Raw genomic sequence first — 25016 nt, 5'->3', positions numbered from 1 at the left:
CCAAGATCGAACAGCCGAGAGCCTGGTGGCTCGATGCAAGTTTCGATGCCATCGCAGTCGTGCCAGGAGGATCTTTGCTTTCCGCCTTCGTGTCGGCCCTCAGGACCCCTGACCTGAGACGGAAGATCCTGTTCACACTCGGTCTGGTCGCCCTGTACCGCTTCGGCGCTACGCTTCCGTCGCCGGGTGTGGATTACGCCAACGTCCGAGCCTGCATCGACCAGGTCTCCGGTGGTGACCAAGCGGGTATCTACTCGCTCATCAACCTTTTCTCCGGTGGTGCGCTGCTGCAGTTGTCGGTCTTCGCGATCGGCATCATGCCGTACATCACTGCGAGCATCATCGTTCAGCTCCTGACGGTCGTCATCCCGAAGTTCGAGCAGCTCCGCAAGGAGGGCCAGTCCGGCCAGGCGAAAATGACGCAGTACACCCGTTACCTGTCGATCGCGCTCGCGATCCTGCAGGCGACCGGCCTCGTCGCTCTCGCTTCACGCGGACAGCTCCTTCAGGGATGCCAGCAGGACATCATCGCCGACCAGTCGATCTTCGGACTCGTCATCATCGTTCTCGTCATGACCGCAGGTGCGGCCGTGGTGATGTGGTTCGGTGAGGTCATCACCGAACGTGGTGTGGGCAACGGTATGTCGCTGCTGATCTTCGCCGGAATCGCGTCGCGTATCCCGTCCGAGGGCAAGTCCATCCTCGACAGCCGCGGAGGCCTCGTCTTCGCGCTCGTCTGCGTCGCTGCGTTCCTCATCATCGCCGGCGTCGTGTTCGTCGAGCAGGGCCAGCGCCGAATCCCTGTCCAGTACGCCAAGCGCATGGTGGGCCGGAAGATGTACGGCGGCTCGTCGACGTACCTCCCTCTGAAGGTCAACCAGGCCGGAGTCATCCCGGTGATCTTCGCGTCCTCGCTTCTGTACCTACCGAACTTGATCGCCCAGCTCACGTCCGCAAGCACCGCCGTGGACCCCAGTTGGTGGCAGCGAATCATCAACGAGTACCTGGTGAATCCGGCGAACCCGGTCTACATCGCCATCTACTTCGGCCTCATCGTCTTCTTCACGTACTTCTACGTCGCCATCACCTTCAATCCAGAAGAACGCGCCGACGAGATGAAGAAGTTCGGAGGCTTCATCCCCGGAATCCGTCCGGGCAGGCCGACCGCCGATTATCTGAACTACGTCCTCAGCCGCATCACCCTGCCGGGCGCTATCTACCTGGGCACCATCGCCGTGCTGCCCAACCTGTTCCTCGACATCGGAAGCTCCGGCGGCGCGCAGAACCTGCCGTTCGGTGGCACCGCCGTGCTGATCATGGTCAGCGTCGGCCTCGATACCGTGAAGCAGATCGAAAGTCAGTTGATGCAGCGTAACTACGAAGGGTTCCTCAAGTGAGACTCGTTCTTCTTGGTCCTCCCGGTGCAGGCAAAGGCACCCAAGCAGCAGTCCTGTCGGAGAAGCTGGGCGTTCCCCACATCTCGACCGGCGATCTGTTTCGCGCCAACATCGGTGAGAAGACTCCACTGGGAATCGAAGCGAAGAAGTACCTCGACGCCGGTGATCTCGTCCCGAGCGAGCTGACCGTCGACATGGTCCGCAGCCGCCTCGCAGAGCCGGATGCCGTCAACGGCTTCCTGCTCGACGGGTTCCCCCGATCCGTCGGCCAGGCGGAAGCACTCGTCGGAATCCTCGCCGATCTCGGCGCCAAGCTCGACGCCGTCCTGTCCTTCGTCGTGGACGAGGACGTCGTGGTCGAGCGCATGCTCGCTCGCGGACGTGAGGACGACAAGGAAGACGTCATCCGCAATCGCCTCAAGGTCTACCGCGACGAGACCGCACCGTTGCTGGACTACTACACGGACCAGATCGTCACCGTCGACGCGATCGGCGACGTGGAAGAAGTCAGTGCTCGCGCACTGAAGGCGATCGAGGGCACCGACAAGTAATGGCGTTCGGTCGTAAGCGCAAGGTAGTGCCGTTTCGCAGTCCTGGCGAACTCGACGCCATGGCTGCGGCCGGCGCCGTGGTTGGCGCCGCACTGGTTGCCGTGCGCGACGCGGCCAAGCCGGGTGTCTCGACGTTGGAGCTCGACCGCGTCGCGGAAGCGATCATCCGTGACGCGGGCGCAGTTCCGTCCTTTCTGGGTTACCACGGGTTCACCGGCAGCATCTGCTCGTCGGTGAACGACCGTGTGGTTCACGGAATCCCTTCCGCGTCGGATGTTCTCGTTGCCGGTGACCTGGTCTCCATCGACTGCGGCGCAATTCTCGACGGCTGGCACGGCGACTCCGCCTGGACGTTCGGCGTCGGAGACATCATCGAAGCCGACGAGTTGCTCAGTGAGGCCACGAGGTTGTCGATGGAGGCAGGAATCGCTGCCATGCTGCCGGGCAACCGGCTGACCGACGTCTCACACGCCATCGAGAACGGAACGTACGCCGCCGAGAAGTTGCACGGCCGCAAGTACGGAATCGTCGACGGCTACGGTGGCCACGGCATCGGCCGCGAGATGCACATGGAACCGTTTCTGGCCAACGAAGGCGCTCCGGGCAAAGGTCCCGAACTCGTGGTCGGGTCCACTCTCGCGATCGAACCGATGCTGACACTCGGTACGTACGAAACCGAGATTCTCGACGACGAATGGACTGTCGTCACCACCGATGGCTCTCGTGCCGCGCACTGGGAGCACACTGTCGCCGTGACCGAGGACGGCCCCCGCATTCTGACATTGCGGCCGGAGTAGTTCGACGTACGAGTAGTCCGAGGTTCGAGTAGTTCGACGCACGAGTAGTTCGGCGCTCGAGTAATTCACAGTTCGACGGTGATGGTGACCGGTCCGTCGTTGACCAGTGACACTTTCATGTGCGCTCCGAATTGCCCGGTCTCGACGGTGGCGCCGAGGTCGCGTAGTCGATGTACGACGTGGTCGACCAACGGCTCGGCTGCGGCGCCGGGCGCAGCGCGGTTCCAGGACGGTCGACGTCCTTTCGAGGTGTCGGCGTACAGCGTGAACTGACTGATCACCAGGATCGGCGCGAGTTCGTCGGCTGCAGACTTCTCGCCGTCGAGGATTCGCATCCGCCATATCTTGTCCGCCAGCGCGTCGGCGATCCGTGCGTCGTCGGACTGGGTGACGCCGACGAGGACGACCAGGCCCTGGCCTCCGGGGGCCGGTATCAGGGAGCCGACGACGTGGCCGTCGACCGTGACGGATGCTTCCGAAACCCGTTGGATCACCGCGCGCATCAGTTCAGCTTGCCATGGGTCGATCATGCATTTGGCCTGGTGCGACTTTGCCGGTAGCATAGGTCGGCGGTGCGCTCTGCGTTCCGGTTGTTCGCATGCCTGCGCAAGCCGGCGGGTGTTCGACCGGTTGCTTCCCCCGGCCTTCGGTCGGTGGCCAGTGAGCATCACGGTAACGCAAAACAGATGCAATCAACCAGGTGTTAAGCCAGGGACGCGGAGGATATGGCTAAGAAAGACGGTGCCATCGAGGTCGAGGGCCGGGTAGTCGAACCCTTGCCCAATGCGATGTTTCGCATTGAGCTCGAGAACGGCCACAAGGTGCTCGCACACATCAGTGGAAAGATGCGCCAGCACTACATTCGCATCCTCCCCGAGGATCGCGTCGTAGTGGAGCTCTCTCCGTACGACCTCACGCGTGGACGCATCGTTTACCGCTACAAGTAACAAGCTTCTCCGGCCAGGTCCGGTCGGAGAGAACCATGCTCGCGACGTACCGCTGTGCGGTGCGCGAGGGCTACACACAGGAGATCAACGACGTGAAGGTTCAGCCGAGCGTCAAGAAGATCTGCGAGAAGTGCAAGGTGATTCGTCGTAACGGACGAGTCATGGTCATCTGCGACAACCTGCGTCACAAGCAGCGTCAGGGATAACCACCGAGCATTCGCGTTTCTGCTTGGCACATAGCTAGAAGAAGACCTCCCAGCACCAACCGCAACATTCGAGTTGCGGCACACCCCCGGCACGGAGGCCGGGGCCCCACTGAGTTTTGGAGAGCCGCAAGGTTCTCGGCAGTACAGAGGCACAGGGGACGGACTGGGAGCAGACCTCCGGACATGAAAAGGAATGCCACATGGCACGTCTCGCAGGTGTGGATCTGCCGCGCGAAAAGCGCATGGAGATCGCACTGACTTACATCTACGGCGTCGGCCGTACCCGCTCGAAGGAGATTCTCGACGCAACCGGCGTGAGCCCGGATCTGCGTTCGAAGGATCTGTCCGACGAAGATCTGACCAAGCTCCGCGAGTACATCGAGGAGTCCCTCAAGGTCGAGGGCGACCTGCGCCGCGAGGTGCAGGCCGACATCCGTCGCAAGATCGAAATCGGCTGCTACCAGGGCCTTCGCCACCGTCGTGGTCTGCCCGTACGTGGACAGCGCACCAAGACCAATGCGCGCACCCGTAAGGGCCCCAAGCGCACCATTGCCGGCAAGAAGAAGGCGAAGTAATGCCCCCTAAAGCACGCGGTACAGGCCCGAAGAAGACGCAGAAGACGCGTCGCAGGGACAAGAAGAACGTCCCGCACGGATCTGCGCACATCAAGAGCACGTTCAACAACACGATCGTGTCGATCACCGACCCGGCAGGCAACGTCATCTCGTGGGCGTCGTCGGGACACGTGGGCTTCAAGGGCTCGCGTAAGTCGACTCCGTTCGCCGCGCAGCTCGCAGCCGAGAACGCTGCCCGCAAGGCGCAGGAGCACGGCGTCAAGAAGGTCGACGTGTTCGTCAAGGGTCCCGGCTCCGGCCGTGAGACCGCTATCCGTTCGCTCCAGGCTGCTGGCCTGGAGGTCGGCACCATCTCCGATGTCACCCCTCAGCCGCACAACGGCTGCCGTCCGCCCAAGCGGCGTCGGGTCTAGCGGGAAGGAAGGTTTAGAAAATGGCACGTTATACCGGTCCCGCTACCCGCAAGTCGCGTCGTCTGCGCGTCGACCTCGTCGGAGGCGACCAGGCGTTCGAGCGTCGCCCCTACCCGCCCGGCCAGCACGGTCGCGCGCGGATCAAGGAGAGCGAGTACCTGCTCCAGCTGCAGGAGAAGCAGAAGGCACGCTTCACCTACGGCGTCATGGAGAAGCAGTTCCGTCTCTACTACAAGGAAGCCAACAAGCGCCCCGGCAAGACCGGTGAGAACCTGTTGACGATCCTCGAGACGCGACTCGACAACGTCATCTACCGTGCGGGCCTCGCTCGCACGCGTCGTCAGGCACGCCAGCTGGTCACGCACGGACACTTCCTGGTCAACAACCAGCGAGTGGACATCCCCAGCTACCGCGTCTCGCAGTACGACATCATCGATGTCCGCGAGAAGTCCGCACAGACTCTCCCGATCCAGGTTGCACGCGAGAGCTACGGCGATCGTCCGGTTGCCCCGTGGCTGCAGGTCGTTCCCAACCGCCTTCGCATCCTGGTTCACCGGGTACCGGAGCGCGCACAGATCGATGTGCCGCTCCAGGAGCAGCTCATCGTCGAGTACTACTCGAAGTAAGGCGCAGCACGCCTGCGGGTGTCATCGATACCCGCAGGCGTTCTCGCCTCCACACGTGGACGTCAAATAGCGGACGTCCGTACAGGAGGAATACACAATGCTCATTTCACAGCGCCCGACGTTGACCGAAGAGGTCATCGCCGACAACCGCTCGAAATTCGTCATCGAGCCGCTCGAGCCTGGCTTCGGTTACACCCTCGGCAACTCGCTCCGCCGTACCCTGCTGTCGTCGATCCCCGGCGCTGCTGTCACCAGCATCCGCATCGACGGCGTTCTCCACGAGTTCACCACTGTCCCCGGAGTCAAGGAAGATGTCACCGACATCATCCTGAACCTCAAGGGTCTCGTCGTGAGCTCCGAAGAGGACGAGCCGGTCACCATGTACGTCCGCAAGCAGGGCCCCGGCTCTGTCACCGCAGGCGACATCGTTCCCCCGGCCGGCGTCACGGTGAACAACCCGGATCTGCACATCGCGACCTTGAACGACAAGGGCAAGCTGGAGATCGAGCTCGTCGTAGAGCGCGGTCGCGGTTACGTCCCCGCCGTTCAGAACAAGGCTTCGGGCGCAGAGATCGGCCGTATCCCGGTCGACTCGATCTACTCGCCCGTGCTCAAGGTCACCTACAAGGTGGAGGCCACTCGCGTCGAACAGCGCACCGACTTCGATCGGCTCGTTCTCGACGTGGAGACCAAGAACTCCATCACCGCGCGGGACGCGCTCGCATCTGCGGGCAAGACCCTGGTTGAGCTCTTCGGCCTCGCCCGTGAGCTGAACGTCGAAGCAGAAGGAATCGAGATCGGACCCTCGCCCGCCGAGGCCGACCACATCGCTTCCTTCGGACTCCCCATCGAGGACCTGGACCTCACCGTCCGTTCCTACAACTGCCTCAAGCGCGAGGGTGTTCACACCGTCGGCGAGCTGGTTGGCCGTACCGAGTCCGATCTGCTGGACATCCGTAACTTCGGACAGAAGTCCATCGACGAGGTGAAGGTCAAGCTGCACTCGCTCGGCCTCTCGCTCAAGGACAGCCCCGCGTCCTTCGATCCGACCACCGTGCCCGGATACGACGCCACCACGGGAACGTGGAGCGACACCGATGCTGGATCCTTCGCGGACAGCGAAGGCGCCGAGCAGGACTACGCCGAGACAGAACAGCTGTAATCAGCTCGCTTTGAGCTCTTACTAGGAGATTCATCATGCCCAAGCCCACCAAGGGCCGCCGTCTCGGCGGGTCGGCGTCGCACCAGAAGGCCATCCTGGCCAACCTGGCGACGGCACTCTTCGAGCACGGCCGCATCACCACCACCGAGTCGAAGGCCAAGCGCCTTCGTCCGCACGCCGAGAAGCTTGTCACCCACGCCAAGAAGGGTGATCTCGCTCATCGTCGTGAGGTTCTCAAGACGATCAACAACAAAGATGTCGTGCACAAGCTGTTCGCCGAGATCGGGCCGTTCTTCGCCGATCGCGACGGTGGCTACACACGCATCATCAAGACCGTCCCCCGCAAGGGCGACAATGCACCGATGGCCATCATCGAACTCGTCAACGAGCAGACGGTGTCCAACGAGGCCGATCGCGCTCGTCGCGTGAAGGCGTCGCAGACCGCACCGGCTGCTGCAGAGGCTCCCGCCGCTGCAGAGTCGGCCGAGGAGAACGTCGTCGAGGCTGTCGAAGCCGACGCGACCGACGCTCAGGTCGAGAACGCCGACGCCGTCGTCGAGGGCATCGAGGACAAGGACGCCCACGCGTCGGACGCGTCCGAGGCCGAAGCTGTGTCCACCGAAGACCAGGGCAAGAAGGACTAGTCCACTTTGGTCTCGGAGTTCAGCGCAAGCGGACCCGTCGTTCCCACCGGGAACGGCGGGTCCGCTTTTTCGGCGTCCCGGAGACTGCGCCTCGACATCTCCTACGACGGAACCGACTTCTCCGGCTGGGCACGTCAGCCAGGGATCCGCACGGTGTGTGGTGTTCTCGAGGAAGCCTTCTCGACAGTGCTACGTCAGCCCGTCGAGTTGACCGTCGCCGGCCGCACCGATGCGGGCGTCCACGCACGCGGACAGGTCGCGCATGCCGACGTCGTCGGGGGCGTCGACGAACCGGATCGACTGATACGACGAATGGCCAGGTTTCTACCGGCCGACGTGCGTGTCACGGCATTGACGACGGTCAGCAAGGACTTCGACGCACGCTTCTCGGCGCTGCGACGACATTACGAGTACCGGTTCAGCGTGGCACGCTACGGAGTCGACCCGTTGGACCGTCGATCGATCGTGTCGTGGCCGCGGGAGATCGACCTCGACGCGATGCGCGACGCATCGGCGAGGCTCGTCGGGCTCCACGATTTCGCCGCATTCTGCAAGCGCCGCGAGGGTGCAACCACGGTCCGGGAGCTTCAACGGTTCGACTGGCAGCGGGACGGCGACCACGTCACGGCCTACGTGAGCGCCGACGCATTCTGCTGGTCGATGGTGAGGAGCCTGGTGGGCGCTCTGCAGGCGGTGGGGGAGGGACGACGAAGTCCGGAGTGGACAGCGTCGTTGCTCGAGACCCGCTCGAGGTCCAGCGCGGTGACGGTCGCTCCGGCACACGGTCTTTCCCTGGTGGGTGTCGACTATCCACAGGACGAGGAACTCGCCGAACGTAATGCAGCAACCCGCGAAGTCCGTCCGGAGATTCCGGCCTCCGGATTCTGTTGTTGACCGGTCGCCGTTAGGCTCGACCGATGAGCAGTGGTCGCATCGAACTCGCGGTGATCGTCGGGAGCGTCAGGCCGCAGCGGTTGGGGCCTTCGGTGGCCCAGTGGTTCGTGGATGTCGCCGGGCAGCGGGCGGAGTTCTCCGTGTCGCTGCTCGATCTGCTGGAATTGGAGCTGCAGTCGGATCTGTCGCCGTCGGCGGGTGCCGAGAGACTGGCCGAGACGATCTCGTCGGCCGCCGCGGTCGTCGTCGTGACGCCCGAATACAACCACGGTTACCCGGCGTCGGTGAAGACCGCCCTCGACACGTTGAAGTACGAATGGCGAGGCAAGCCGATCGGGTTCGTGTCCTACGGTGGCATGTTCGGAGGTGCGCGAGCGGTGGAGCAGTTGCGTTCGGTTGCAACCGAACTGCACATGGTGACGGTGCGAGACAGCGTCGGATTCGCACGTGCGCGAAAGGTGTTCGGCGGCAATCGGATTCCTGAGACCGGCCCCGAGTTGGATTCAGCGAACCGAATGCTCGATCAGCTGTGGTGGTGGGCGTCGGCTGCAGCGGCACGAGGCGCTGTCGACCCGTATCCGCATTCCTAGGAGCCGGTCAGTAGGTCGAGTTCGAACGTCGCAGACTGCGCGGTCGGCCGATGAAGGCTGTCTCCTGTGGGATGGTGACCAGGACCAGTTCCACCTCGCTCGTGGACGTTCGAACCCGGATGCGATCACCGGCCGCGCCCGGCTGGTGAATGGACACCGTCGGGTCCGGCATCGGTGTTCGTGAAATCTGCTCGGTGAGTGTCAGCACGGTGACCCCGTCGTTGCGGACCTGACCCGGTGTGCTCATCGTGTCGGAGAAGTCGTGCACCACCAGATCCACCCGTGTACCGGTTCGGTGTGGGCCTCCGTCGATTCTCAACCGCTCCGGAGTTGCGAGCGAGTCGACGAGTGGACCCCACGCGTGGGGTCTGTCGGTACGGATCAGAATACGTGCACCCGTGGCGACAGCCCTGAAGACCAGCTGCTGGGCGAGATACAGCTCGCCGGCGACGTGAACCGATCCGATGTCCGTGCCGTGGATCCGCGCCGCGACTCCGTGGCCGGATGCGTCCGAACCGAGAAGTTGCCCACATCCCGACGTCGGCAACCGGAGCTGTGCTGCGTGATCCTGGTCGATGGATCTGACGGGATCGGCGTACCCGCGGGCGGTGATCGCGAGTGGCAGTGACGTGAGCAGGGCTTCCCGTTGGCGACCACGCATCGACACCGGACGCGGAATGGACGGCGTCGGGACTGCCGACCTGGTGACGAATCCGCAGGATCCGGAGAGCAACACCACGCCGACACCCGAACTCGGCTGGATGCGGAGGACGACGGTCGACGTGGACGCGGGCACCGACCACAGATCTTCGAGAGTTTCGGTGTCCAGCCCTCGGCAATCGATCCCGAAACCGGTCCTGATCACTCCCGGCAGAGGAGCGAACGACCAACGCTGGGTGAGGGATTCGAACGACGTCCCGCGGCACATGCGTGAGGCGGCGGCGTGAATCTCCGAGCGTGTGAGCGTCCGAGTACGTACGCGACCGGCCTCCAACGCCCGCGCAACCCGCCGGGTAGCGATCGCGATCGTCCGGTCCAGACCGTCGCGGCCGCCGCCACGGGCGTCGACTGCTTCACGGTTCTTCCGCTCGTCCAGCGTCACGGTGACCCACACCGACCGAGCCGAGACGGCGGGGAGCGGGCCGATCAGGTTCTCGTACACGTCCGTCGCAGGTGATCCCGGCGCCGTTCTCGAGCCGTGTGAGACGATGTCGATTCGGCTCAGAGAAATGTCGTGTTGGACAAGAGATTCAGTGAGGTCGCCGAGGCCGAACGCAGAGTCGGTCATGGCGGTCGACCGTCCGAGCCTGGTGGTGGCTCCAGGTGTCGGGAGAAGTTCCAACACACACGAGACCATGGTCCCTCGCCGGTGCACTCCGACGGCGGTTCCGTCGCCGTCGATGTACTCGGTGGTGACGCCTGTCGAGGGGACGGTCCCCGCCAGATATCGAGCCGACGTGAACCCCCAGTCGAGGAGGGGGCGTCCGCCCACGACGACGAACGGAAGCAGCGCGAACGGCAGTGCACACAGCACGACGGTGAGGGGCGGAAGCTTGGCAAGCACCGCCGAGAGGCAGACCAGGACCGCGAATACTTCGACTCCCAGAGCTCGACGCAGGGTCGGTGCTCGAAATACCGACGTGCGGGCCGGGCGACGGCGCCCCGGTAGCGCGGCCATCATGAAATCCTCCCCCCGAAGGCTGTCCGTGTGACGAGCCGGACCCCCATCGCGGCTCAGCGGCGACTCTACGCTGTGCGCAACGATGTTGAAACCTCGTGCTCGCCGTCCCCGAGCGGTCGTCGACGGCGGTCGTGGCCGGGTGGGTAGTAGGGTGTGCGCCGGGGACGGACCCGAGGGTGTGTCGGGTCCGAAGAAACGGTAGGGGGCACCGTGGCGGCGACGCCGACAACGAAATGGCAGGTCGGCGGATACAGATTCCTCGTTCGCCGAATGGAACACGCATTGGTTCGGCGGGACGTGCGAATGCTGCACGACCCCATGCGCTCTCAATCCCGTGCACTTGCAGTCGGTCTCGTGATCGCGTGCATCGGACTTGCCGGGTGCGCAGCGCTCGCTCTGCTGCGGCCCCAGGACAAGATCGGCGACTCGGCGATCGTCGTCGGCAAGGAATCCGGCGCGATGTTCGTCCGCGTCGACGAAACCTTCCATCCCGTGCTGAATCTCGCGTCGGCACGCCTCGTCGTCGGGCAGGCGGACGATCCGACGATCGTCAAGGACAGCGAGCTCGCGAACAGGCCGCGAGGGGCGTTGGTGGGCATACCCGGTGCGCCGTCGTCGCTGCCGTACGACGTCGACGGTACGTCGGTCGCGTGGAGCGTCTGCGACACCGTTGGCGCGGCGGGGTCCGTGGCGGGCACGACCGTGATCGCAGGCGATCCCCGACACGGTGACGGCATCGAACAATTGCAGGACACCCAGGCTTTCCTGTGGGAGACCGGAGACGGGATCTTTCTCGTCTACGACGGTGTACGCGCCGCGATCGATCTGAACGACAGGTCGGTCGTTCGAGCGCTCGGGCTCGAGAACACCGTGCCCTCCGGAGTCAGCGAGGCACTGGCCAACACCGTGCCCGTGGTTCCTCCGATCACACCGCCGCTGATTCCGCGGGCGGGCGAGTCACCCGCCTACTCGCTCGCGGGGAAGACCGTCGGCTCGGTGGTGAAAGTGGTCGACACCGAGGATCGTTACTACGTGGTCCTCTCCGAGGGGATTCAGGAGGTCAGCGTTGCCACCGCGCAGCTGATCACGTTCGCCGACTCGCAGGGGAGTCCGGAGATCGACTCGTTGACTCCCGACGCACTCAGCGATGCACCGTCGGCCGACTCGCTCGCGGTGAAGACTTTTCCGCGGTCCCGTCCGTCGATCGTCGATCGAGAGTCCGAGCCGGTGGGCTGCGTGGCCTGGCTCCCACAGGACGCGCCCGACGGCGGCCCCACCGCACGTCTCGAATTCTCCTCGGGCCGAGTGCTTCCGCTGCCGGACTCTGCTCGACCCGTTGCGTTGGCGCAGGCCGACGGTGGGGGACCTGCGGCCGACGAAGTGTTCGTGCAGCCGGGTAGCGGAGGTTTCGTGCAGACCACGGGGATCTCGCCGACGAGCGTGCGACGAGACGGATACTTCTTCGTGGCCGACACCGGCGTGCGGTACGGGGTCGCGGATGCGGACGCGGCCAAGGCACTCGGCTTCGGAGCGGCTGCGTCCGCACCCTGGCAGATAGTCGAATTGCTCGGCGTAGGGCCGGCTTTGAGTCGAGACGCAGCCTTGACCGCTCACGACGGTGTCGGACCAGATCCGGACGCAGCCCTGCTTCCGTTCGAATGAGGAACGACCCTGCGCCGCAGGGGCAGTGACAATCCGAGACCGAGAACGAGGACGACACCGACCGCCGCCGCGCCGGTCAGAGCCACCGTCCGCGGCTGGGTGTCGGGCGGCTCCGGCACGAGTGGCGCGGCGATGTCGACCGGCGAGGCAGGGAAATGCGCAGAGTCGTCGAGTACCTGCCCGGTAACCGCGGCCAGCGGATCGACGACGCCGTGACCGACGAAAGGATTCCAGCCCTCGGCGGGTGCGTGCGCTGTGGCCTCGATGCGTTCGATGACCTGGGCAGCCCGAAGGTCGGGCCGGTGCGCCCTGATCAGTGCAGCAACCGCGGCGACCAGGGGAGCCGAGAAACTCGTTCCTTGAATCGGAGTCACACCGCCCTGATTGTCGATGGTGCCGCCGGCGAGTCCGGTGCCCGTCGGCGACAGAGACGTGATCGCCGTGCCCGGTGCCGCGACGTCCACCCACGGGCCCGCGAGGGTGAACGCCGCCGGTGATCCGTCGGGGTTCACCGACCCGACGGTGAGAACCTGATCGTCGAACCATGCCGGTGTTGCGATCGTGGCGACGCGATCCCATTGATCGGCGAACGGATCGGTCGGGTCGGGTAGGGGGTTCTGCGTGGCGCACGCGGACCCGCCGCCTCCGGTGTTGCCTGCGGCTGCGACCACGACGACGTCCTTGACCGTGGCGGCGTACTCGACGGCCGCGCCCAGGGGGCCGTCGACAGGACCCGTCCCACCCGGTACGCACGCCACCTCGGAGATGTTGATGACGGTCGCGCCGAGGTCCGCGGCAGTGCGTACGGCCATCGCCATGGTCATCACGTTGCCGTAGCCCGACGCGTTCGCTGCAGCAGGATCCTCGGAGTCGGGCTCACCGCCTTCGCGGACGATCCGAAACGCGTTGCTCGACTGACGGATCGACAGAATCTGTGCTTCCGGAGCGCCGCCGGCGAAGCCGCTGCCCTCCACCCGTGACCCGGCGATGAGACCGGCGACGAGAGTTCCGTGGGCGTCGCAATCGGACAGTCCGTCGCCCGTGTGAACGTAGTCGCCTCCCGGCCGCAGACCAGGCAGTCGCGGGTGCGGTGAGACGCCCGTGTCGATAACGGCGACGACCTGCCCGGCGCCTCGGGTGATGGGCCACACGGACGCGAAGTCCAGAGCCTGAAGCTCCGCGGGAATCGCGCTGCCGTCCGGGATCTCCGAGACAGGAACACAGGCGTTTCGTTGCTCGGTGGGATCGAGAGGGGCGGCAGGCCCCGGTTCGGGCAGCAGCCCCGGATCGACGACGGGCCGGTCCGCGCTCGCGACTCCGGCTCCGACGGTTGCCGAGATCATCGCGGCAGCGATCGGAACCGTCAGTGTTCGTGCCCGGGCGCGCCGACTCGATCGGACCGTCACAGCGCGCGCATGGCCGTGTACAAGCCACACACCCAGCACGCCAGTGGGATCACGGTGGCGATCGCCGCGTACTCGATCAGTTCTGCAGTGCGCCGAAGGACCGGGGAGTACTCCCGGGTGGGCACGGCCGAACCGAAGAACAGCGCCACGAGCGCCACAGCGACGCATGCGACGAAGACTGCCGGCTGGATCGCGTCCGAATCGGATACGGCCGGAGTGAACACGACGGCCGCGAGCAAAGTCAGAAGGATCGAAGCACCGCCGAGGACGAGAGGAAGCGCGTGGGTCACCTGCGCGAAGGTTCGCCCGCGCAACAGCAGGAGCAAGGCCGTCGCGAGTGCAAGGGACACGCCCGGCCGATAGATGGCGTCGCTCGATCCGAGCGCAGCCAGAAGGGCGCCACCCGTGGCCGCCGCGCCGCCGGCACACACGAGACCGGTCAGGTGACTACGGGCTCGCCGCGCCCGATCGGCGAGTTCGGCCGCGCTGGTGGGGTCTTCGTCGCCTGCGTCGTCGAGCGGAGCTCCTGCCGTCGGTACGGGAGGTAGTGGAAGTCCTGCCTGCATCATCGACACACGAGGTGCGGCCGCCAAGGCGGCCAACGCAACCACGGTGGTCCCCGCTCCGATGGTGCTCACCGGAAGATCGGTGAACATCGACACCGTTGCGCCTGCGCACACGGTGACTGCTGCGGCACTCGCCGCGGTGAACACTGCGGATCCGTGGCCGCCGGTACGCAGTGCAAGAACGGCTGAGGCGCCGACCAGAGCCCCGCCGAGCAGGAGGTGTGGTGCCCCGAATTCTCCTGGAACGAACCGAGATCCGGCCACGAACATAAGTGGGAGCGCGCATGCGGACAGAAAAACACCGGTGCTGTCGTCCCGATAGAATCTCCCGACGACGGTTCCCGCGACGATCATCAGCACTGCGGTCGTCGCCGCGGCCACGGCTGCAGTGACGCTCCGGGCGCCGACCTCACCGGCGTCGACGCGACCGCCGAGTTGCAGCAGTGGAAGCATCACGGCGATGCAGGCGAGCAACACCGCCGACGCACTTGTCACGAAACCCACTCGCCGCGCGGTGGCGGCTGTCCAGAGGCCGTCCCTCGAGCCATCCCCCGAGCTGTCGACGGACGCCACCGCGAACATCAGATCGTCGTGAAGGGGAGGTAGCGCCGGGGCGTCGGCGGTACCGAGAACGAGCAGCTCACCGTCGCGAACCGATGCCTCGTTGAGCGTTGCCGTGCCCGAGATCGGCGGCATCCCCACTTTCGACAGCACCCAGTCTCGGCCGTGTCTGTCGTTGGCAGCTGTTGCACGGGAGTCGACGATGTCCACGATGCCGGGGATCAACAGCGAGATCGGCACGTCGGTGGGTAGAGCCATGTCCACCTGTGCGGATTTGCCGAGCACCGTCAGTCGACACAGGTCGAGCGGCGCTGCAGCGCCACGATCCCGCACGTCGCTCCTGGTGCTCGGTTCCACCGAGTTCGGCTGCAACCGCGCGCCGTGTCCGTTCACGGCCTGCGAAACATCCCCCGTCACTGCTCGTCCCTCGTCACTGATGTTCCCCCGTCGTGCACAGTCACCCCGCTCGTGCCCCCCTGGCTACGAGCGTGGCCCACGATACTCGGAAGCAGGGGCCTGCGGCGACGTGCCGGACGGTTCGATCAGACTGCGCTGGTCGCAGGTTCCTCGCTCCGCAGATTCGTCGCCTCGGCAAGGAGTTCGTAGGAGCGCAGCCACGACGCTCGGTCGACGACCCCGGACGCCACGATCAACTCGTCGGCGTCGGCGTGGCGTACGAACCGATCGAGGTAATCCCGGACCGTTGCCGGTGTTCCCACCGCCGAATACTTGGTCATCTGCATGATCTGTCGGCCCTGCGGCGCGTCGAGAAGCATGTCCGCTTCCTCGTCGGTGAAGGTTCGCCCACGGCCGAGCAGCAGGCTGACGCGACTGCGTTTGGTCGCGAGGAACTGCTGCTGCGCATCGGCTTCGGTGTCGGCCGCGATCACGTTGACACCTGCGATGACGTAGGGGGCGTCCAGCTGGTCCGACGGGCGGAACTCACGGCGATAGATCGATACGGCCTGCTCGAGCGCATCGGGTGCGAAGTGCGACGCGAAAGCGAACGGCAGACCGAGCGCGGCCGCGAGCTGCGCGCCGAACAACGACGACCCCAGAATGTACAGCGGTACCCCCGTGCCTGCTCCCGGCGTGGCCACCACGCCCGGCACGAGAGAATTGTCGGAGAGGAACCCCTGCAATTCCTGAACTTCCTGCGGGAAGCGGTCCGCCGACGACGGGTCTCGGCGCATCGCACGCATGGTCTGTTGGTCGCTGCCCGGTGCTCGGCCGAGGCCCAGATCGATGCGTCCCGGGTGCAGCGTGGCCAGGGTGCCGAACTGCTCTGCGATCGTCAGCGGCGCGTGGTTGGGCAACATCACTCCGCCCGACCCGAGCCGGATGGTGGTTGTGTTCGCGGCGACGTGACCGATCAGCACACTGGTCGCCGACGACGCGATGGTGCGCATGTTGTGGTGCTCGGCGTACCAGATTCGCCGGTAACCCCATTTCTCCGCGTGTCGAGCGAGTTCGACGCTCGCATCGAAGCTGTCCCTGACGCTTTCACCTGGACCTATGTGTGCCAGATCGAGGATCGACACCGGTACGGAGAACGGTTGCGACGGGGATAAGGACATGCGCGCTGCCAGCCTTTCGACGAGAAATATCGTGTTCGAGAGCGACCGAACGCTCTTCGTGAAGACAACCAGCGAGGACTGCGAGCTATTCCGACGCTCGACGCGAGGGCTGGCTCACCGTGCGCGCATGCGTTAGCCTTCGGGCCGGAGTCGCTCTCGCCTGGGAACGAGCGCGGTCTTCGTGTCGGGGGGGACAGCGCGAGACGGTGGGGGCAGCAGCGTGAGTACGGTTCGTTTCGTTCGTGGTGCCCGCCGTCCGGTGCCCAGAACCCCTGGTGGCGAGGTCACCCTTCAGGCGCCGCCCGAAATTCCTCGGATCGTGCCGGGAAATCTGCTGATGAAGCTCATGCCGGTGGTCATGGTGGCGGCGATGGTCGGCATGGTCGCGTTGATGTTCACCTCCGGCATGGCCGCGAACCCCATGATGCTGATGTTCCCGGCGATGATGCTGGTATCGATGCTGGGGATGGTCGCGGGCGGAGGAAAAGGCGGCGGCGCGCGGACCGCCGAGGCGAACGAGGACCGCAAGGACTACCTTCGTTACCTGGACCAATTGCGCAAGGACGTGCGCGTCACGGCCGACGCGCAGCGCACAGCCCTCGAATGGTCGCATCCGGATCCGGCCGTCCTCTGGTCGTTCGCCGGAACCCACCGAATGTGGGAACGACGCACCGCGGACCCCGATTTCTGCCACGTGCGGATCGGCCGTGGCACGCAGAGATTGGCCACCCGGCTCGTGCCACCGGAAACCGGCCCGGTCGAGGAATTGGAGCCGGTGTCGGCGGTATCCCTCAGGCGCTTCGTGCGTGCGCATTCGGTCGTGAACGACCTGCCGACCGCGCTGTCGCTGCGCGGATTCGCGGCGATCGCCCTCACCGGGGACCGTTCCGCTGCGAGGGCGACGGTGCGTGCGATGATCGCGTCGCTGTGCACCTTCCACGACCCGGATCAGGTGCGCATCGCAGTGGTGTGCGGGCCGGACACGGTGATGCACTGGGACTGGATCAAGTGGCTCCCGCACGCGCAGCACGAGCTTCTCGAAGACGGAGTCGGCAGTGCTCGGATGATCTACGGCTCGTTCCTCGAACTCGAAGGTGCTCTGGGCGAGCAACTTTCACTGCGCAACAGGTTCACGCGCGGCGCGCCGGCAACAGCCGGTGTCGCGCACATCGTGATCGTCGTCGACGGGGGATTGCTGGACAACAGTGGCACCGACGTGACACGAACCGGGTTGGAGGCGGTCACGGTGCTGGATCTCTGCGGATTCGCGACGTCGCTCGCGTCCAGTCGAGGGCTGCGACTCGTCACCGAGAACGGAACGGTGGGTGCGGTCAGCGGCCCCGGCGTCGAGATCTTCGGGCAGGCGGACACGCTGAGTGTCGCAGCAGCGGAAACGGTGGCGCGGCGGCTGTCTCCCTTCCGTACGACCACCGCTCGGCACAGCGACGTCACCGTCGACGAGGGTGAGTCGATATCGACATGGAACCGACTGCTCGCGATCCCCGATGTCGGTGACCTCGATCCGATGCGTGTGTGGACGCCGAGGCGTGGGCGCGACCGGCTGCGAGTACCGATAGGCGTCGCGCCCGACGGAAGCGCGGTCGAGATCGACCTGAAGGAATCCGCGGAGAACGGCATGGGTCCGCACGGACTGTGCATCGGTGCAACGGGATCGGGAAATGCGGATTCTCGCCTACGACTACTCTAGCACTTATGACTGTGCGCGCCGGGATCTATTGCCGAATCTCTCGTGACAAGGCCGGGGAGGGGCTGGGCGTCGAGCGGCAAGAGAAGGACTGTCGCGCGCTCGCCGAACGGCTCGGGTGGGAAGTGGCGGGCGTGTACGTTGACAACTCGGTGAGTGCGTACTCGGGCGCGCCGCGGCCTGGTTACTCAAAACTATTGCAGGACATAGCATCCGGAAGTGTTTCCGGTGTGCTGGCCTGGGCTCCAGATCGGTTGCACCGCTCGCCCGTCGAACTTGAGGACTACATCGCATTATCTGAGCGACGGGACGCAACGACGCACACCGTTCGATCTGGAGCATGGGATCTGTCTAGCCCTTCCGGTCGTGCGGTGGCGCGGACCGTGGGCGCGTGGGCGCGGTACGAGTCAGAACACAAGGGCGACAGGATCCGGCGCGCACGTGAACAAGCGGCGCGCGCCGGGAAGAACAACGGCGGCCGGCGCTGCTACGGCTATGAGCCGGACGGCGTGACCGTGCGGCCAGCCGAAGCTGGCGTCGTCGCCGGCATCGTCGCCGATCTGCTCGCCGGCGCATCACTCCGGGCAGTCGTCGCCGATCTGAACGAACGAGGTGTCTCGACAACGACCGGGCGGTCGGCCTGGACGTCGACGGCGGTCCGCTCGTTGGTCCGGTCGCCGCGCATCGCCGGCCTGTCGACCCACCACGGGGAAGTCGTCGGCGTCGCGCAATGGCCGGCGTTGGTACCCGTCGAGCAGTGGCAGGCGATACAGGGACTCCTCGACGATCCGACGCGTAAGACGAACAATTCCGGCGGCGCGGTGAAGTGGCTCGGATCGGGGATCTATCGCTGCGGCGTCTGCGGCAGCGACCAGGTGCGCGTATACCACCGGGACGGCCGTACCCGTTACCGCTGCAAGAACCGGACTCGCGGCGTCGCGACGGCACACGTCGGGCGCGAACAGGCACCCCTCGACTTGTTCGTCGAAACTCTTGTCGTCGAACGGTTACAGCAACCGGACTTCCGGGCAGCGATCGCGCCGAAGTCCGTCGACGTCGACGTGGACGTGGACGCGCTAACGGTGCAGCGGCGGGCGGTACAGGTGCGAATGGAACAGCTCGCCGGCATGTTTGCAGACGGTGAGCTGACGCGCGCACAACTGGCCTCCGGGTCCGAACGGTGTCGATCGCAGCTCGACGAACTCGACGACCAGATCGCCCGCGCGGTCACTGACGGACCGTTCTCCGACCTGCCGGGGCCGGAACACATCGCCGGCGTCTGGTGGGGCGTCGGCGAGGATCGCGCCGGCGGACTGTCGCTCGACCGTCGCCGGCGGATCCTTGACGCGCTTATGACGGTGACGATCCTTCCCGTTCCTCCGGGGCGCGCGCCGGGCGGCGTCTATTTCCGGCCGGAGGGTGTGCAGATCGACTGGAAGGTCGGCTAGGCGAATGTGTCGATAATCACATTTTAGGTAGGAAACAGCAGCAGCGGGCGCGGCCGATCTTGGTCGCGTCCGCTGTTTTTCGTATGAACGTGCCCAGCGTAAGCGCGCTATAAAGTGCGGGCCGCACGGCCGGCGCGTTCTGTAAACACGCGCTCATAACGTTATGAGGCACAACGTTTTTCGGGTGTTGAGGCTTGCGTGCCCCCCGGTAGATCGTCATTCCGCGAGCGAAGACGACAGCATTGGGAGCGGGACAAATGACACGTGGCTACAACGCAAGCGACGACACAAAGGTACTAATTCGCCGGCTCGCGAACACGGCGCGGCACGGCGGCGACACAACCGAGCTGCGCAGGGTTGCGGCCGAAGCGCGCATTCGGGACTACGCGAAACACGTTGCAGCACAAGCGCCGCCACTATCGGCCGACGCAGTGGAGCGCATCGCCGGCGTAATCCGCGGCGCTGCCCGATGACCCGACCCGAGGACGAGGGCATCTGCCAGCGGCCGACCTACCGGCCCGAGGTCGGCCGAATCACGTTCTGGGATGGATCGGCACCGGGCGAGACGTGGCGCGATATGCGCAAACGGCAGGCAACCGGGATCTACCTCTGCGGCGTCTGCCCGGCGCTCGCTGCCTGCCGGCGATTCCTCGCGGACATGGACGAACGAAAGCAGCTCGTCGACGGCGTGGTCGCCGGCGAGGCGCGCATGTGGCGGCGGCAGTACTGACAAAAAAGTGCAGGCCACCCGGCGGGAGTGACCTGCACGTAACCACCTCACTCGAAAGGCAGTGGTTCCGGTGACTATAACACCAAGATTTACCGGCAAGATGCCCCCGCGGACAGCGGCCGCGCTGCGTATGCCGGCGCTGGATTGCGGGTGTCACGACCCGATGACGTGCAACTGCACGAGGCCGGCCGTGATGCCGGCCGCAACTCTGGCGACAGTTCTGCACCTGGCGACGATCGGTGTCGACGGCAGTTTCGCGGTCGCGGATCTGCGCGCGGCCTACGCCCTCGCGGACGACGACGGAACGCGGCAGCTCATTACCCGACTTGCAGGACGGCCGAAGTGACGGCCGCTGCGGCGTCCGCCGATACGGCGGTCGACCAGGGCGCGCCGGCCGACGCGCGCCCCGAGGACGTCCACCGCGGGCAGGTGCGAATCGCTTACATGCTCGCCCGCGCGTACGCCGATCTGCTCATGTTCGTGCACGGGATCGGATGGTTTACCTACGACGGCCGGCGGTGGACGGAGGACACCCACGGGATCGCGAAACGATCCGTCGCCGAACTGCTCCGGTCGTGCCTCGCCGACTCGCTCAACGACCACGACCTCCGGAAGGACGTCCGCCGATGCGAGACCGCGGCCGGCATTAACGGTGTGCTCGAAATAGCATCCGCCCTAAAGCAATTCGCATTCACAGTAAACGACCTCGACCGTGACCCGTACCTGCTGAACGCGGCGAACGGCACCGTCGATCTGCACACCCTCGAGCTCAAACCACACCGGCCGGCCGACAGGATCACGAAAGCGACGACGGCTGCATACGTGCCGGGTAAGGCGTCGCTGCCCTGGGAAATGTTTCTGGAGCAAGTGCTACCCGACGTCGACGTTCGACGCTTCGTGCAGCGGTACGCCGGCGTCGCGCTCTGCGGCCGGGTGCTCGAGCACACGCTCGCGATTCTGACCGGATCCGGCCGCAACGGTAAGGGTGTGTTCTACGGCGCGTTCGGGCACGCGCTCGGCGACTACTCGACAGTGGCCGAACCGGACCTATTCATGGCGCGCGAAGGTGCACACCCGACCGGAGAAATGGATCTGCTCGGTGTCCGGTGGGTCGTGGTGTCCGAGTCCGACAAGGGCCGCCGGCTCGCCGAGGCGACCGTGAAGCGGCTCACTGGCGGCGACCGGATCCGGGCGCGTCGGATGCGGCAGGACTTCGTCGAGTTCGAGGCCAGCCACACGCCGGCGCTCGTGACCAACCACCTACCCAAGGTGTCCGGCGACGACCCCGCCATTTGGGCGCGCATTCGCGTCGTGCCTTTCTCGGTAGTGGTGCCACCAGAACGGCGCGACAAGTCGCTCCCAGAGAAGCTGGAGGGCGATGCGGACGCGATTCTGACGTGGGCCGTAGAGGGATGGGCGGAGTACCTACGCACAGGACTAGCTGAGCCGGCTGCGGTGCTCGCCGCAACCGACGCGTACCAAGCCGACGCGGACGCGCTCGGACGGTTCGTGAAGGACTCCTGTGTCGAGTCCCCGCTCGTGAGTGTGCCGGCCGGCCAACTGTTCGACGCCTGGCGTAAGTGGGCCGCCGACGACGGAACGGAACCGGGGACCAAGAAAGCATTCGGCGAAGCACTCGACCGGAAGGGATTCACGTCCCGCAAAGGCGGCGGCGGAACCCGGATCCGACAAGGAATCGGACTCGCAACCGATGAGTGAGAACCAAACCTACGCAACCGTAGGTGGCGTGAGTGGCGCGTTTCCAGGTTCGCCCTACGCACACGCGCATTCAGGACATACAGAAGACACGCCACACACGCCACTTATTGCAGGTCACAGCGATTTCGGTGCAAAGGGGGAGGGGCTTTCCGATCACAGGATCGCCGGCCAGCCGGACCCCTTCGGGTCGGTACCCGTCCTCTCCCCCCGGAGGGTGACCACCCATCGCGCGCGTACACGCGCACGAGCCGCTGATTCAACTACCACCCGAGCGCACCAGGCGCTCACAACGAGAGACGGAGGCTAGAGCATGGTGAGGAAGGCCGTACAGCTACCGATTCCGCGGGGCGTCGACAAGGAAGCGGCCGAGCAGTCTTTACGACGGTTCGGTTACATGGTCCAAGAGACGTACGAGCAGGGCCAGCGGACGGCGATCGAGCAGGAAGACCTCAACCATCGTCAGGATCTGCTGTCGCCGTTGCTCGACTACGGGTCGGCATACATGAACCACACGAATCCGCGGTGGAGTGGTCAGCCGCTGCCGTTCACGAACCAAGTCGGCCCGATGCGCGGGTGCAGGCTCGAGGGCGGTCGAATTGTGCTCGAAAGTGAGGGTCTGTGGGATATTCGGTGCCAGTTGTTTTTCGATTTCGTCTCCACTCTCACCGGTCACATTTGGTGGGAGATTCGAGTGCTGCGGCCCGATAACAGTCTCTATACGTTCGTTATGGCGCAGATGGACGACCAGCGGCCGGTGACGATGACGAACGTTGCGTCCGTGGTGGTGCCCGAGCCTGGTTACAAGGTTGAGGCAGTCGTGATAAACCTCGCTTCCACGCGAGGACTGCAAGGTGGAGTTCACAAGAATCGCCTTACAGTGCAACATATTTCGCGTGATACGCAGACGGGAGACACGGGCCAATGAGTGAACGTAGCGCGTACGACGACCCGGACCCGATCGCGGATCCGGCACCCGTCGACGAAACATGGGTCGACAACGGCTGGCATGGGTCGCTCGGTGAGATGCGAGCGGCCGGGGAACTAGAGGGCAGGAGCTACCGGCGATGAGCGCACACGAACCGGTTAGGGAACTGATGCCGGCAGACCTGACGCGGGCCGCCCGCGTCTCGCTAGCGTCGCAGAACCACGATCTGGCGAACATGAACGCAGTCATTTCGGAAGCAATGGCGGAAGAGAATGGGCTTGTTCGAATGATCGTCGCGCTCGCCGGCCTCGGCGCGACGCTCGCGAACCGACTATCGCCCGACGAGCCGGACGCCTACCTGCTGTTGTTCCTCGACGAGCTGACGCGAGGTGATCGATAATGGATGCCATACAGGGTCGGGTTATCAAGTTCGACGATACGGGTGCGTTTACTATTTCGCTGAAATCGACTGTAACGCTGGAACTTCCAGGATATGTCGTTCTGGGCGGCCGGGTTGATGACCCTATGAATATCGTCGGGTACGTCGACGGTCTTTCTGCCAATCGAGCGGGTGGAGTCGACGTATCGGGTGAGCTTATGTACGGCGATGAGTGGGCCGCAATTCGCGATGCGGTCCGGAAGGTCGGCGGTCTGATGAAAGGTCGACGACTCGTCGAGTGGTCGGTGAAAAACCGGGTGCTCGTGCCGGTTCACGCTGACCTCGACGCGATGCCTGTCGACGCGGCCGCCGGCCGGCGCTAACGTTGCACACGCATCGCCGGTCCTGGCTGGCGGTGCGTCCTTCGGGCTTGCCGGCTCGTGAGGTTGGGTGCCGTCGCTCGCTACTGCTCGGTGGGGCAGAGCCGGCGGCGCATCCAGTCTCGGGAGTTGGCCCCGCCGGATTGTCACGAACGCCAGCGGCGCGGCCGCGGCCCGCGGCGACAATCCCGCGAATGCGAAAGAGCCTGTCTCAAAACATCTTTCAATTATCGCGCTATGTGCGCATCTCATCTAGGGGTACATCATGGGTCCACAGTCCAAGCTGAAAGCCGCACTCGAACGAGTGGCGGAGCTGAAGAAACACCAGGGCGATTTCTCTGCGGAGCAGATCAAAGAAATCACCAAGCTCGATACCGATATCAAGTCGTACCGCGCCGCGATCGCCGCCAACGACGACACACAGAACGCGCTGAAGAACATCGCCAGCCAGCCGAACGAGGGCGACGGGTCGGACCTGCCCGACGATCCCGGCGACTTCGGGGCGGCCGGCGGTGTGAACGGCGGCCGGGTGCTGAGCCTGAAGAGTGCCGGGTTTGCTCGCAAGATCGCGGCCGGCATGATGACGCCCTCCGGGGTGAGCGGCCGCAAAGCGATCACGTCGAGCGGGGAGAGCGTCGGCGCGGTGCAGGTCGCGACGTCGCCCGTCGCACTGGGCAAGCGGGCCGCCGGCCTGCTCGACCTGATTCCCGTAATTGCGAACAGTCCGTCGCGGTTCGAGTACCTTCGCCAGACGTTGCGCGAAATGAACGCGGCACCTATCGCGCCGGGCACCACGAAGCCGACGTCGAAGTTCGCGTTCGAGCCAGTCAAGGGTGACCTGACTGTCGTCGCGCACCTGTCCGACCCGATCGACCACTACCTACTGCAAGACCTCGCCGGCCTGGAGCAGTTCGTCGGGTCCGAATTGATCTACGGTCTGGAAATCGCGCTGGAGGCGCAGCTGCTCTCCGGCGACGGTACCGGCCAGAATTTCGAGGGGATCCTCGCCACGGCCGGGCGTCGCGAACAAGCATTCGCGGGTGATCGGATCACCACCACGCGCAAGGCGATCACGCAGCTCGAGTCCGAGGGCCTGACGCCGACCGGGTTCTGCTTCTCGCCGGCGGATTGGGAAGCAATCGAGCTGACCCGCGCGCCGGGGTCCGGGCAGCTCGAAATGATCGACTCGCCCGTCGACCGTGCGGCGCGCCGGCTGCACGGTGTACCCGTCGCAGTGTCGGCCGGACTCACGGACGGACAAGGCGTTCTGCTGTCTGCCGGCTCCGTGGCGCTCCGCACTGACGCTGGGGTCGCTGTGCGCTGGTCCGAGAACGTGTCGGACGACTTCAGTAAGAACCAGGTTCGCGCGCGTGCTGAGCTGCGGGCGGCTCCACAAATTGCACGCCCGGACGGTGTCGTCGTGATCGAGACAGAGGAAACGACGGGCTAAGACAGCTGGGCAAAGGTGGGCAGCG

At 65.1% G+C, this 25016-nt stretch carries 27 protein-coding genes and 1 pseudogene; 23 read left to right on the top strand and 5 right to left on the bottom strand.

Going from position 1 to position 25016, the window contains the following annotated elements; translation table 11 throughout:
• Nucleotides 1–74 precede the first annotated feature (74 nt).
• Genes secY through map form a run of 3 tightly spaced genes read left to right on the top strand, consistent with a single transcriptional unit; the run spans nucleotide 75 to nucleotide 2745 of the window.
• On the top strand, nucleotides 75–1397 hold the full coding sequence (gene secY / locus CH290_RS25290) for a preprotein translocase subunit SecY (protein WP_019663567.1): 1323 nt from the start codon (nucleotides 75–77) through the stop codon (nucleotides 1395–1397).
• Nucleotides 1394–1948 (top strand): adenylate kinase, encoded by a 555-nt coding sequence (locus CH290_RS25285; RefSeq protein ID WP_019663568.1) that lies wholly within the window; start codon nucleotides 1394–1396, stop codon nucleotides 1946–1948. Before secY ends, CH290_RS25285 begins: the two co-directional genes overlap by 4 nt.
• The gene (map, locus tag CH290_RS25280; RefSeq protein WP_033189898.1) at nucleotides 1948–2745 is read left to right on the top strand and encodes a type I methionyl aminopeptidase; all 798 of its coding nucleotides are present in this window, start codon (nucleotides 1948–1950) and stop codon (nucleotides 2743–2745) included. Before CH290_RS25285 ends, map begins: the two co-directional genes overlap by 1 nt.
• A gap of 65 nt (nucleotides 2746–2810) precedes the next feature.
• Here map and dtd read toward each other — a convergent pair whose 3' ends face one another.
• On the bottom strand, nucleotides 2811–3248 hold the full coding sequence (gene dtd / locus CH290_RS25275; RefSeq protein WP_033189899.1) for a D-aminoacyl-tRNA deacylase: 438 nt from the start codon (nucleotides 3246–3248) through the stop codon (nucleotides 2811–2813).
• 222 nt (nucleotides 3249–3470) lie between these two features.
• Between dtd and infA the strand changes: the two genes are divergently transcribed.
• The 9 genes from infA to CH290_RS25230 all read left to right on the top strand — a co-directional run bounded on the left by infA (nucleotide 3471) and on the right by CH290_RS25230 (nucleotide 8802).
• Nucleotides 3471–3692 carry a translation initiation factor IF-1 gene (gene infA / locus CH290_RS25270; protein ID WP_005140011.1) on the top strand — a complete coding sequence of 74 codons (222 nt, stop codon included), beginning with the start codon at nucleotides 3471–3473 and terminating at the stop codon, nucleotides 3690–3692.
• 92 nt (nucleotides 3693–3784) lie between these two features.
• A complete protein-coding gene (gene rpmJ, locus CH290_RS25265) occupies nucleotides 3785–3898 on the top strand; it encodes a 50S ribosomal protein L36 (protein ID WP_025347279.1) in 114 nt (37 codons plus the stop codon).
• Between the two features lie 200 nt (nucleotides 3899–4098).
• Nucleotides 4099–4473, top strand: coding sequence for a 30S ribosomal protein S13 (rpsM, locus tag CH290_RS25260; RefSeq protein ID WP_019663573.1), 375 nt, complete (start codon nucleotides 4099–4101; stop codon nucleotides 4471–4473).
• The gene (gene rpsK, locus CH290_RS25255) at nucleotides 4473–4886 is read left to right on the top strand and encodes a 30S ribosomal protein S11 (protein WP_019663574.1); all 414 of its coding nucleotides are present in this window, start codon (nucleotides 4473–4475) and stop codon (nucleotides 4884–4886) included. Before rpsM ends, rpsK begins: the two co-directional genes overlap by 1 nt.
• 20 nt (nucleotides 4887–4906) lie before the next feature.
• Nucleotides 4907–5512, top strand: coding sequence for a 30S ribosomal protein S4 (rpsD, locus tag CH290_RS25250; RefSeq protein ID WP_019663575.1), 606 nt, complete (start codon nucleotides 4907–4909; stop codon nucleotides 5510–5512).
• 97 nt (nucleotides 5513–5609) lie between these two features.
• On the top strand, nucleotides 5610–6674 hold the full coding sequence (locus tag CH290_RS25245; protein WP_019663576.1) for a DNA-directed RNA polymerase subunit alpha: 1065 nt from the start codon (nucleotides 5610–5612) through the stop codon (nucleotides 6672–6674).
• 35 nt (nucleotides 6675–6709) lie between these two features.
• Nucleotides 6710–7318, top strand: coding sequence for a 50S ribosomal protein L17 (rplQ, locus tag CH290_RS25240; RefSeq protein ID WP_019663577.1), 609 nt, complete (start codon nucleotides 6710–6712; stop codon nucleotides 7316–7318).
• A 6-nt stretch (nucleotides 7319–7324) separates the two neighbouring features.
• Entirely contained in the window at nucleotides 7325–8212 is an 888-nt protein-coding gene (gene truA / locus CH290_RS25235; protein WP_033189900.1) for a tRNA pseudouridine(38-40) synthase TruA, read from the top strand.
• Nucleotides 8213–8235: 23 nt separating this feature from the next.
• Nucleotides 8236–8802: an NADPH-dependent FMN reductase gene (locus tag CH290_RS25230; RefSeq protein ID WP_019663579.1), complete on the top strand. Its 567-nt coding sequence runs from the start codon at nucleotides 8236–8238 to the stop codon at nucleotides 8800–8802.
• A gap of 7 nt (nucleotides 8803–8809) precedes the next feature.
• Here CH290_RS25230 and eccE read toward each other — a convergent pair whose 3' ends face one another.
• Complete coding sequence (eccE, locus tag CH290_RS25225) at nucleotides 8810–10483, bottom strand: type VII secretion protein EccE (RefSeq protein ID WP_080734053.1); 1674 nt, start codon at nucleotides 10481–10483, stop codon at nucleotides 8810–8812.
• Nucleotides 10484–10693: 210 nt separating this feature from the next.
• Here eccE and eccB point away from each other — a divergent pair, with 210 nt between their 5' ends.
• Nucleotides 10694–12145 (top strand): type VII secretion protein EccB, encoded by a 1452-nt coding sequence (eccB, locus tag CH290_RS25220; RefSeq protein ID WP_033189902.1) that lies wholly within the window; start codon nucleotides 10694–10696, stop codon nucleotides 12143–12145.
• On the opposite strand, the gene mycP is transcribed toward eccB, so the two are convergent.
• The 3 genes from mycP to CH290_RS25205 form a co-directional block, all read right to left on the bottom strand.
• Complete coding sequence (mycP, locus tag CH290_RS25215; RefSeq protein WP_033189903.1) at nucleotides 12094–13590, bottom strand: type VII secretion-associated serine protease mycosin; 1497 nt, start codon at nucleotides 13588–13590, stop codon at nucleotides 12094–12096. The two genes, eccB and mycP, sit on opposite strands and share 52 nt — an antisense overlap.
• Complete coding sequence (gene eccD, locus CH290_RS25210; RefSeq protein ID WP_230621033.1) at nucleotides 13548–15095, bottom strand: type VII secretion integral membrane protein EccD; 1548 nt, start codon at nucleotides 15093–15095, stop codon at nucleotides 13548–13550. Before eccD ends, mycP begins: the two co-directional genes overlap by 43 nt.
• A 125-nt stretch (nucleotides 15096–15220) precedes the next feature.
• On the bottom strand, nucleotides 15221–16255 hold the full coding sequence (locus CH290_RS25205) for an LLM class flavin-dependent oxidoreductase (RefSeq protein ID WP_033189905.1): 1035 nt from the start codon (nucleotides 16253–16255) through the stop codon (nucleotides 15221–15223).
• A gap of 220 nt (nucleotides 16256–16475) precedes the next feature.
• On the opposite strand from CH290_RS25205, the pseudogene eccCa reads away from it, so the two are divergent.
• The 10 genes and pseudogenes from eccCa to CH290_RS25160 form a co-directional block, all read left to right on the top strand.
• Nucleotides 16476–17942 (top strand): annotated as a pseudogene (eccCa, locus tag CH290_RS25200) (type VII secretion protein EccCa); the annotation flags it as partial.
• Between the two features lie 26 nt (nucleotides 17943–17968).
• A complete protein-coding gene (locus CH290_RS25195) occupies nucleotides 17969–19408 on the top strand; it encodes a recombinase family protein (RefSeq protein WP_033189906.1) in 1440 nt (479 codons plus the stop codon).
• 469 nt (nucleotides 19409–19877) lie between these two features.
• Nucleotides 19878–20138: a hypothetical protein gene (locus CH290_RS25185; protein ID WP_033189908.1), complete on the top strand. Its 261-nt coding sequence runs from the start codon at nucleotides 19878–19880 to the stop codon at nucleotides 20136–20138.
• 193 nt (nucleotides 20139–20331) lie between these two features.
• Entirely contained in the window at nucleotides 20332–20484 is a 153-nt protein-coding gene (locus CH290_RS30380; RefSeq protein WP_155295543.1) for a hypothetical protein, read from the top strand.
• Nucleotides 20481–21857: a DNA primase family protein gene (locus CH290_RS25180; protein ID WP_033189909.1), complete on the top strand. Its 1377-nt coding sequence runs from the start codon at nucleotides 20481–20483 to the stop codon at nucleotides 21855–21857. The genes CH290_RS30380 and CH290_RS25180 overlap by 4 nt, the downstream gene beginning before the upstream one ends.
• Before the next feature lie 310 nt (nucleotides 21858–22167).
• Nucleotides 22168–22782 carry a hypothetical protein gene (locus CH290_RS25175; protein ID WP_094620673.1) on the top strand — a complete coding sequence of 205 codons (615 nt, stop codon included), beginning with the start codon at nucleotides 22168–22170 and terminating at the stop codon, nucleotides 22780–22782.
• A complete protein-coding gene (locus CH290_RS30375) occupies nucleotides 22779–22925 on the top strand; it encodes a hypothetical protein (protein ID WP_155295544.1) in 147 nt (48 codons plus the stop codon). The genes CH290_RS25175 and CH290_RS30375 overlap by 4 nt, the downstream gene beginning before the upstream one ends.
• The gene (locus CH290_RS25170; protein ID WP_141216241.1) at nucleotides 22922–23182 is read left to right on the top strand and encodes a hypothetical protein; all 261 of its coding nucleotides are present in this window, start codon (nucleotides 22922–22924) and stop codon (nucleotides 23180–23182) included. Before CH290_RS30375 ends, CH290_RS25170 begins: the two co-directional genes overlap by 4 nt.
• The gene (locus CH290_RS25165; protein WP_052083213.1) at nucleotides 23182–23544 is read left to right on the top strand and encodes a hypothetical protein; all 363 of its coding nucleotides are present in this window, start codon (nucleotides 23182–23184) and stop codon (nucleotides 23542–23544) included. Before CH290_RS25170 ends, CH290_RS25165 begins: the two co-directional genes overlap by 1 nt.
• Before the next feature lie 262 nt (nucleotides 23545–23806).
• Complete coding sequence (locus CH290_RS25160; protein WP_052083214.1) at nucleotides 23807–24991, top strand: phage major capsid protein; 1185 nt, start codon at nucleotides 23807–23809, stop codon at nucleotides 24989–24991.
• Nucleotides 24992–25016 lie beyond the last annotated feature (25 nt).

It is taken from the genome of Rhodococcus sp. 06-156-4, from assembly GCF_002259345.1.
Lineage (GTDB): Bacteria > Actinomycetota > Actinomycetes > Mycobacteriales > Mycobacteriaceae > Rhodococcoides > Rhodococcoides fascians_E.
The sequence above is the reverse complement of the archived record's forward strand: the minus strand, read 5'-3'. Positions and strand labels throughout refer to the sequence as shown.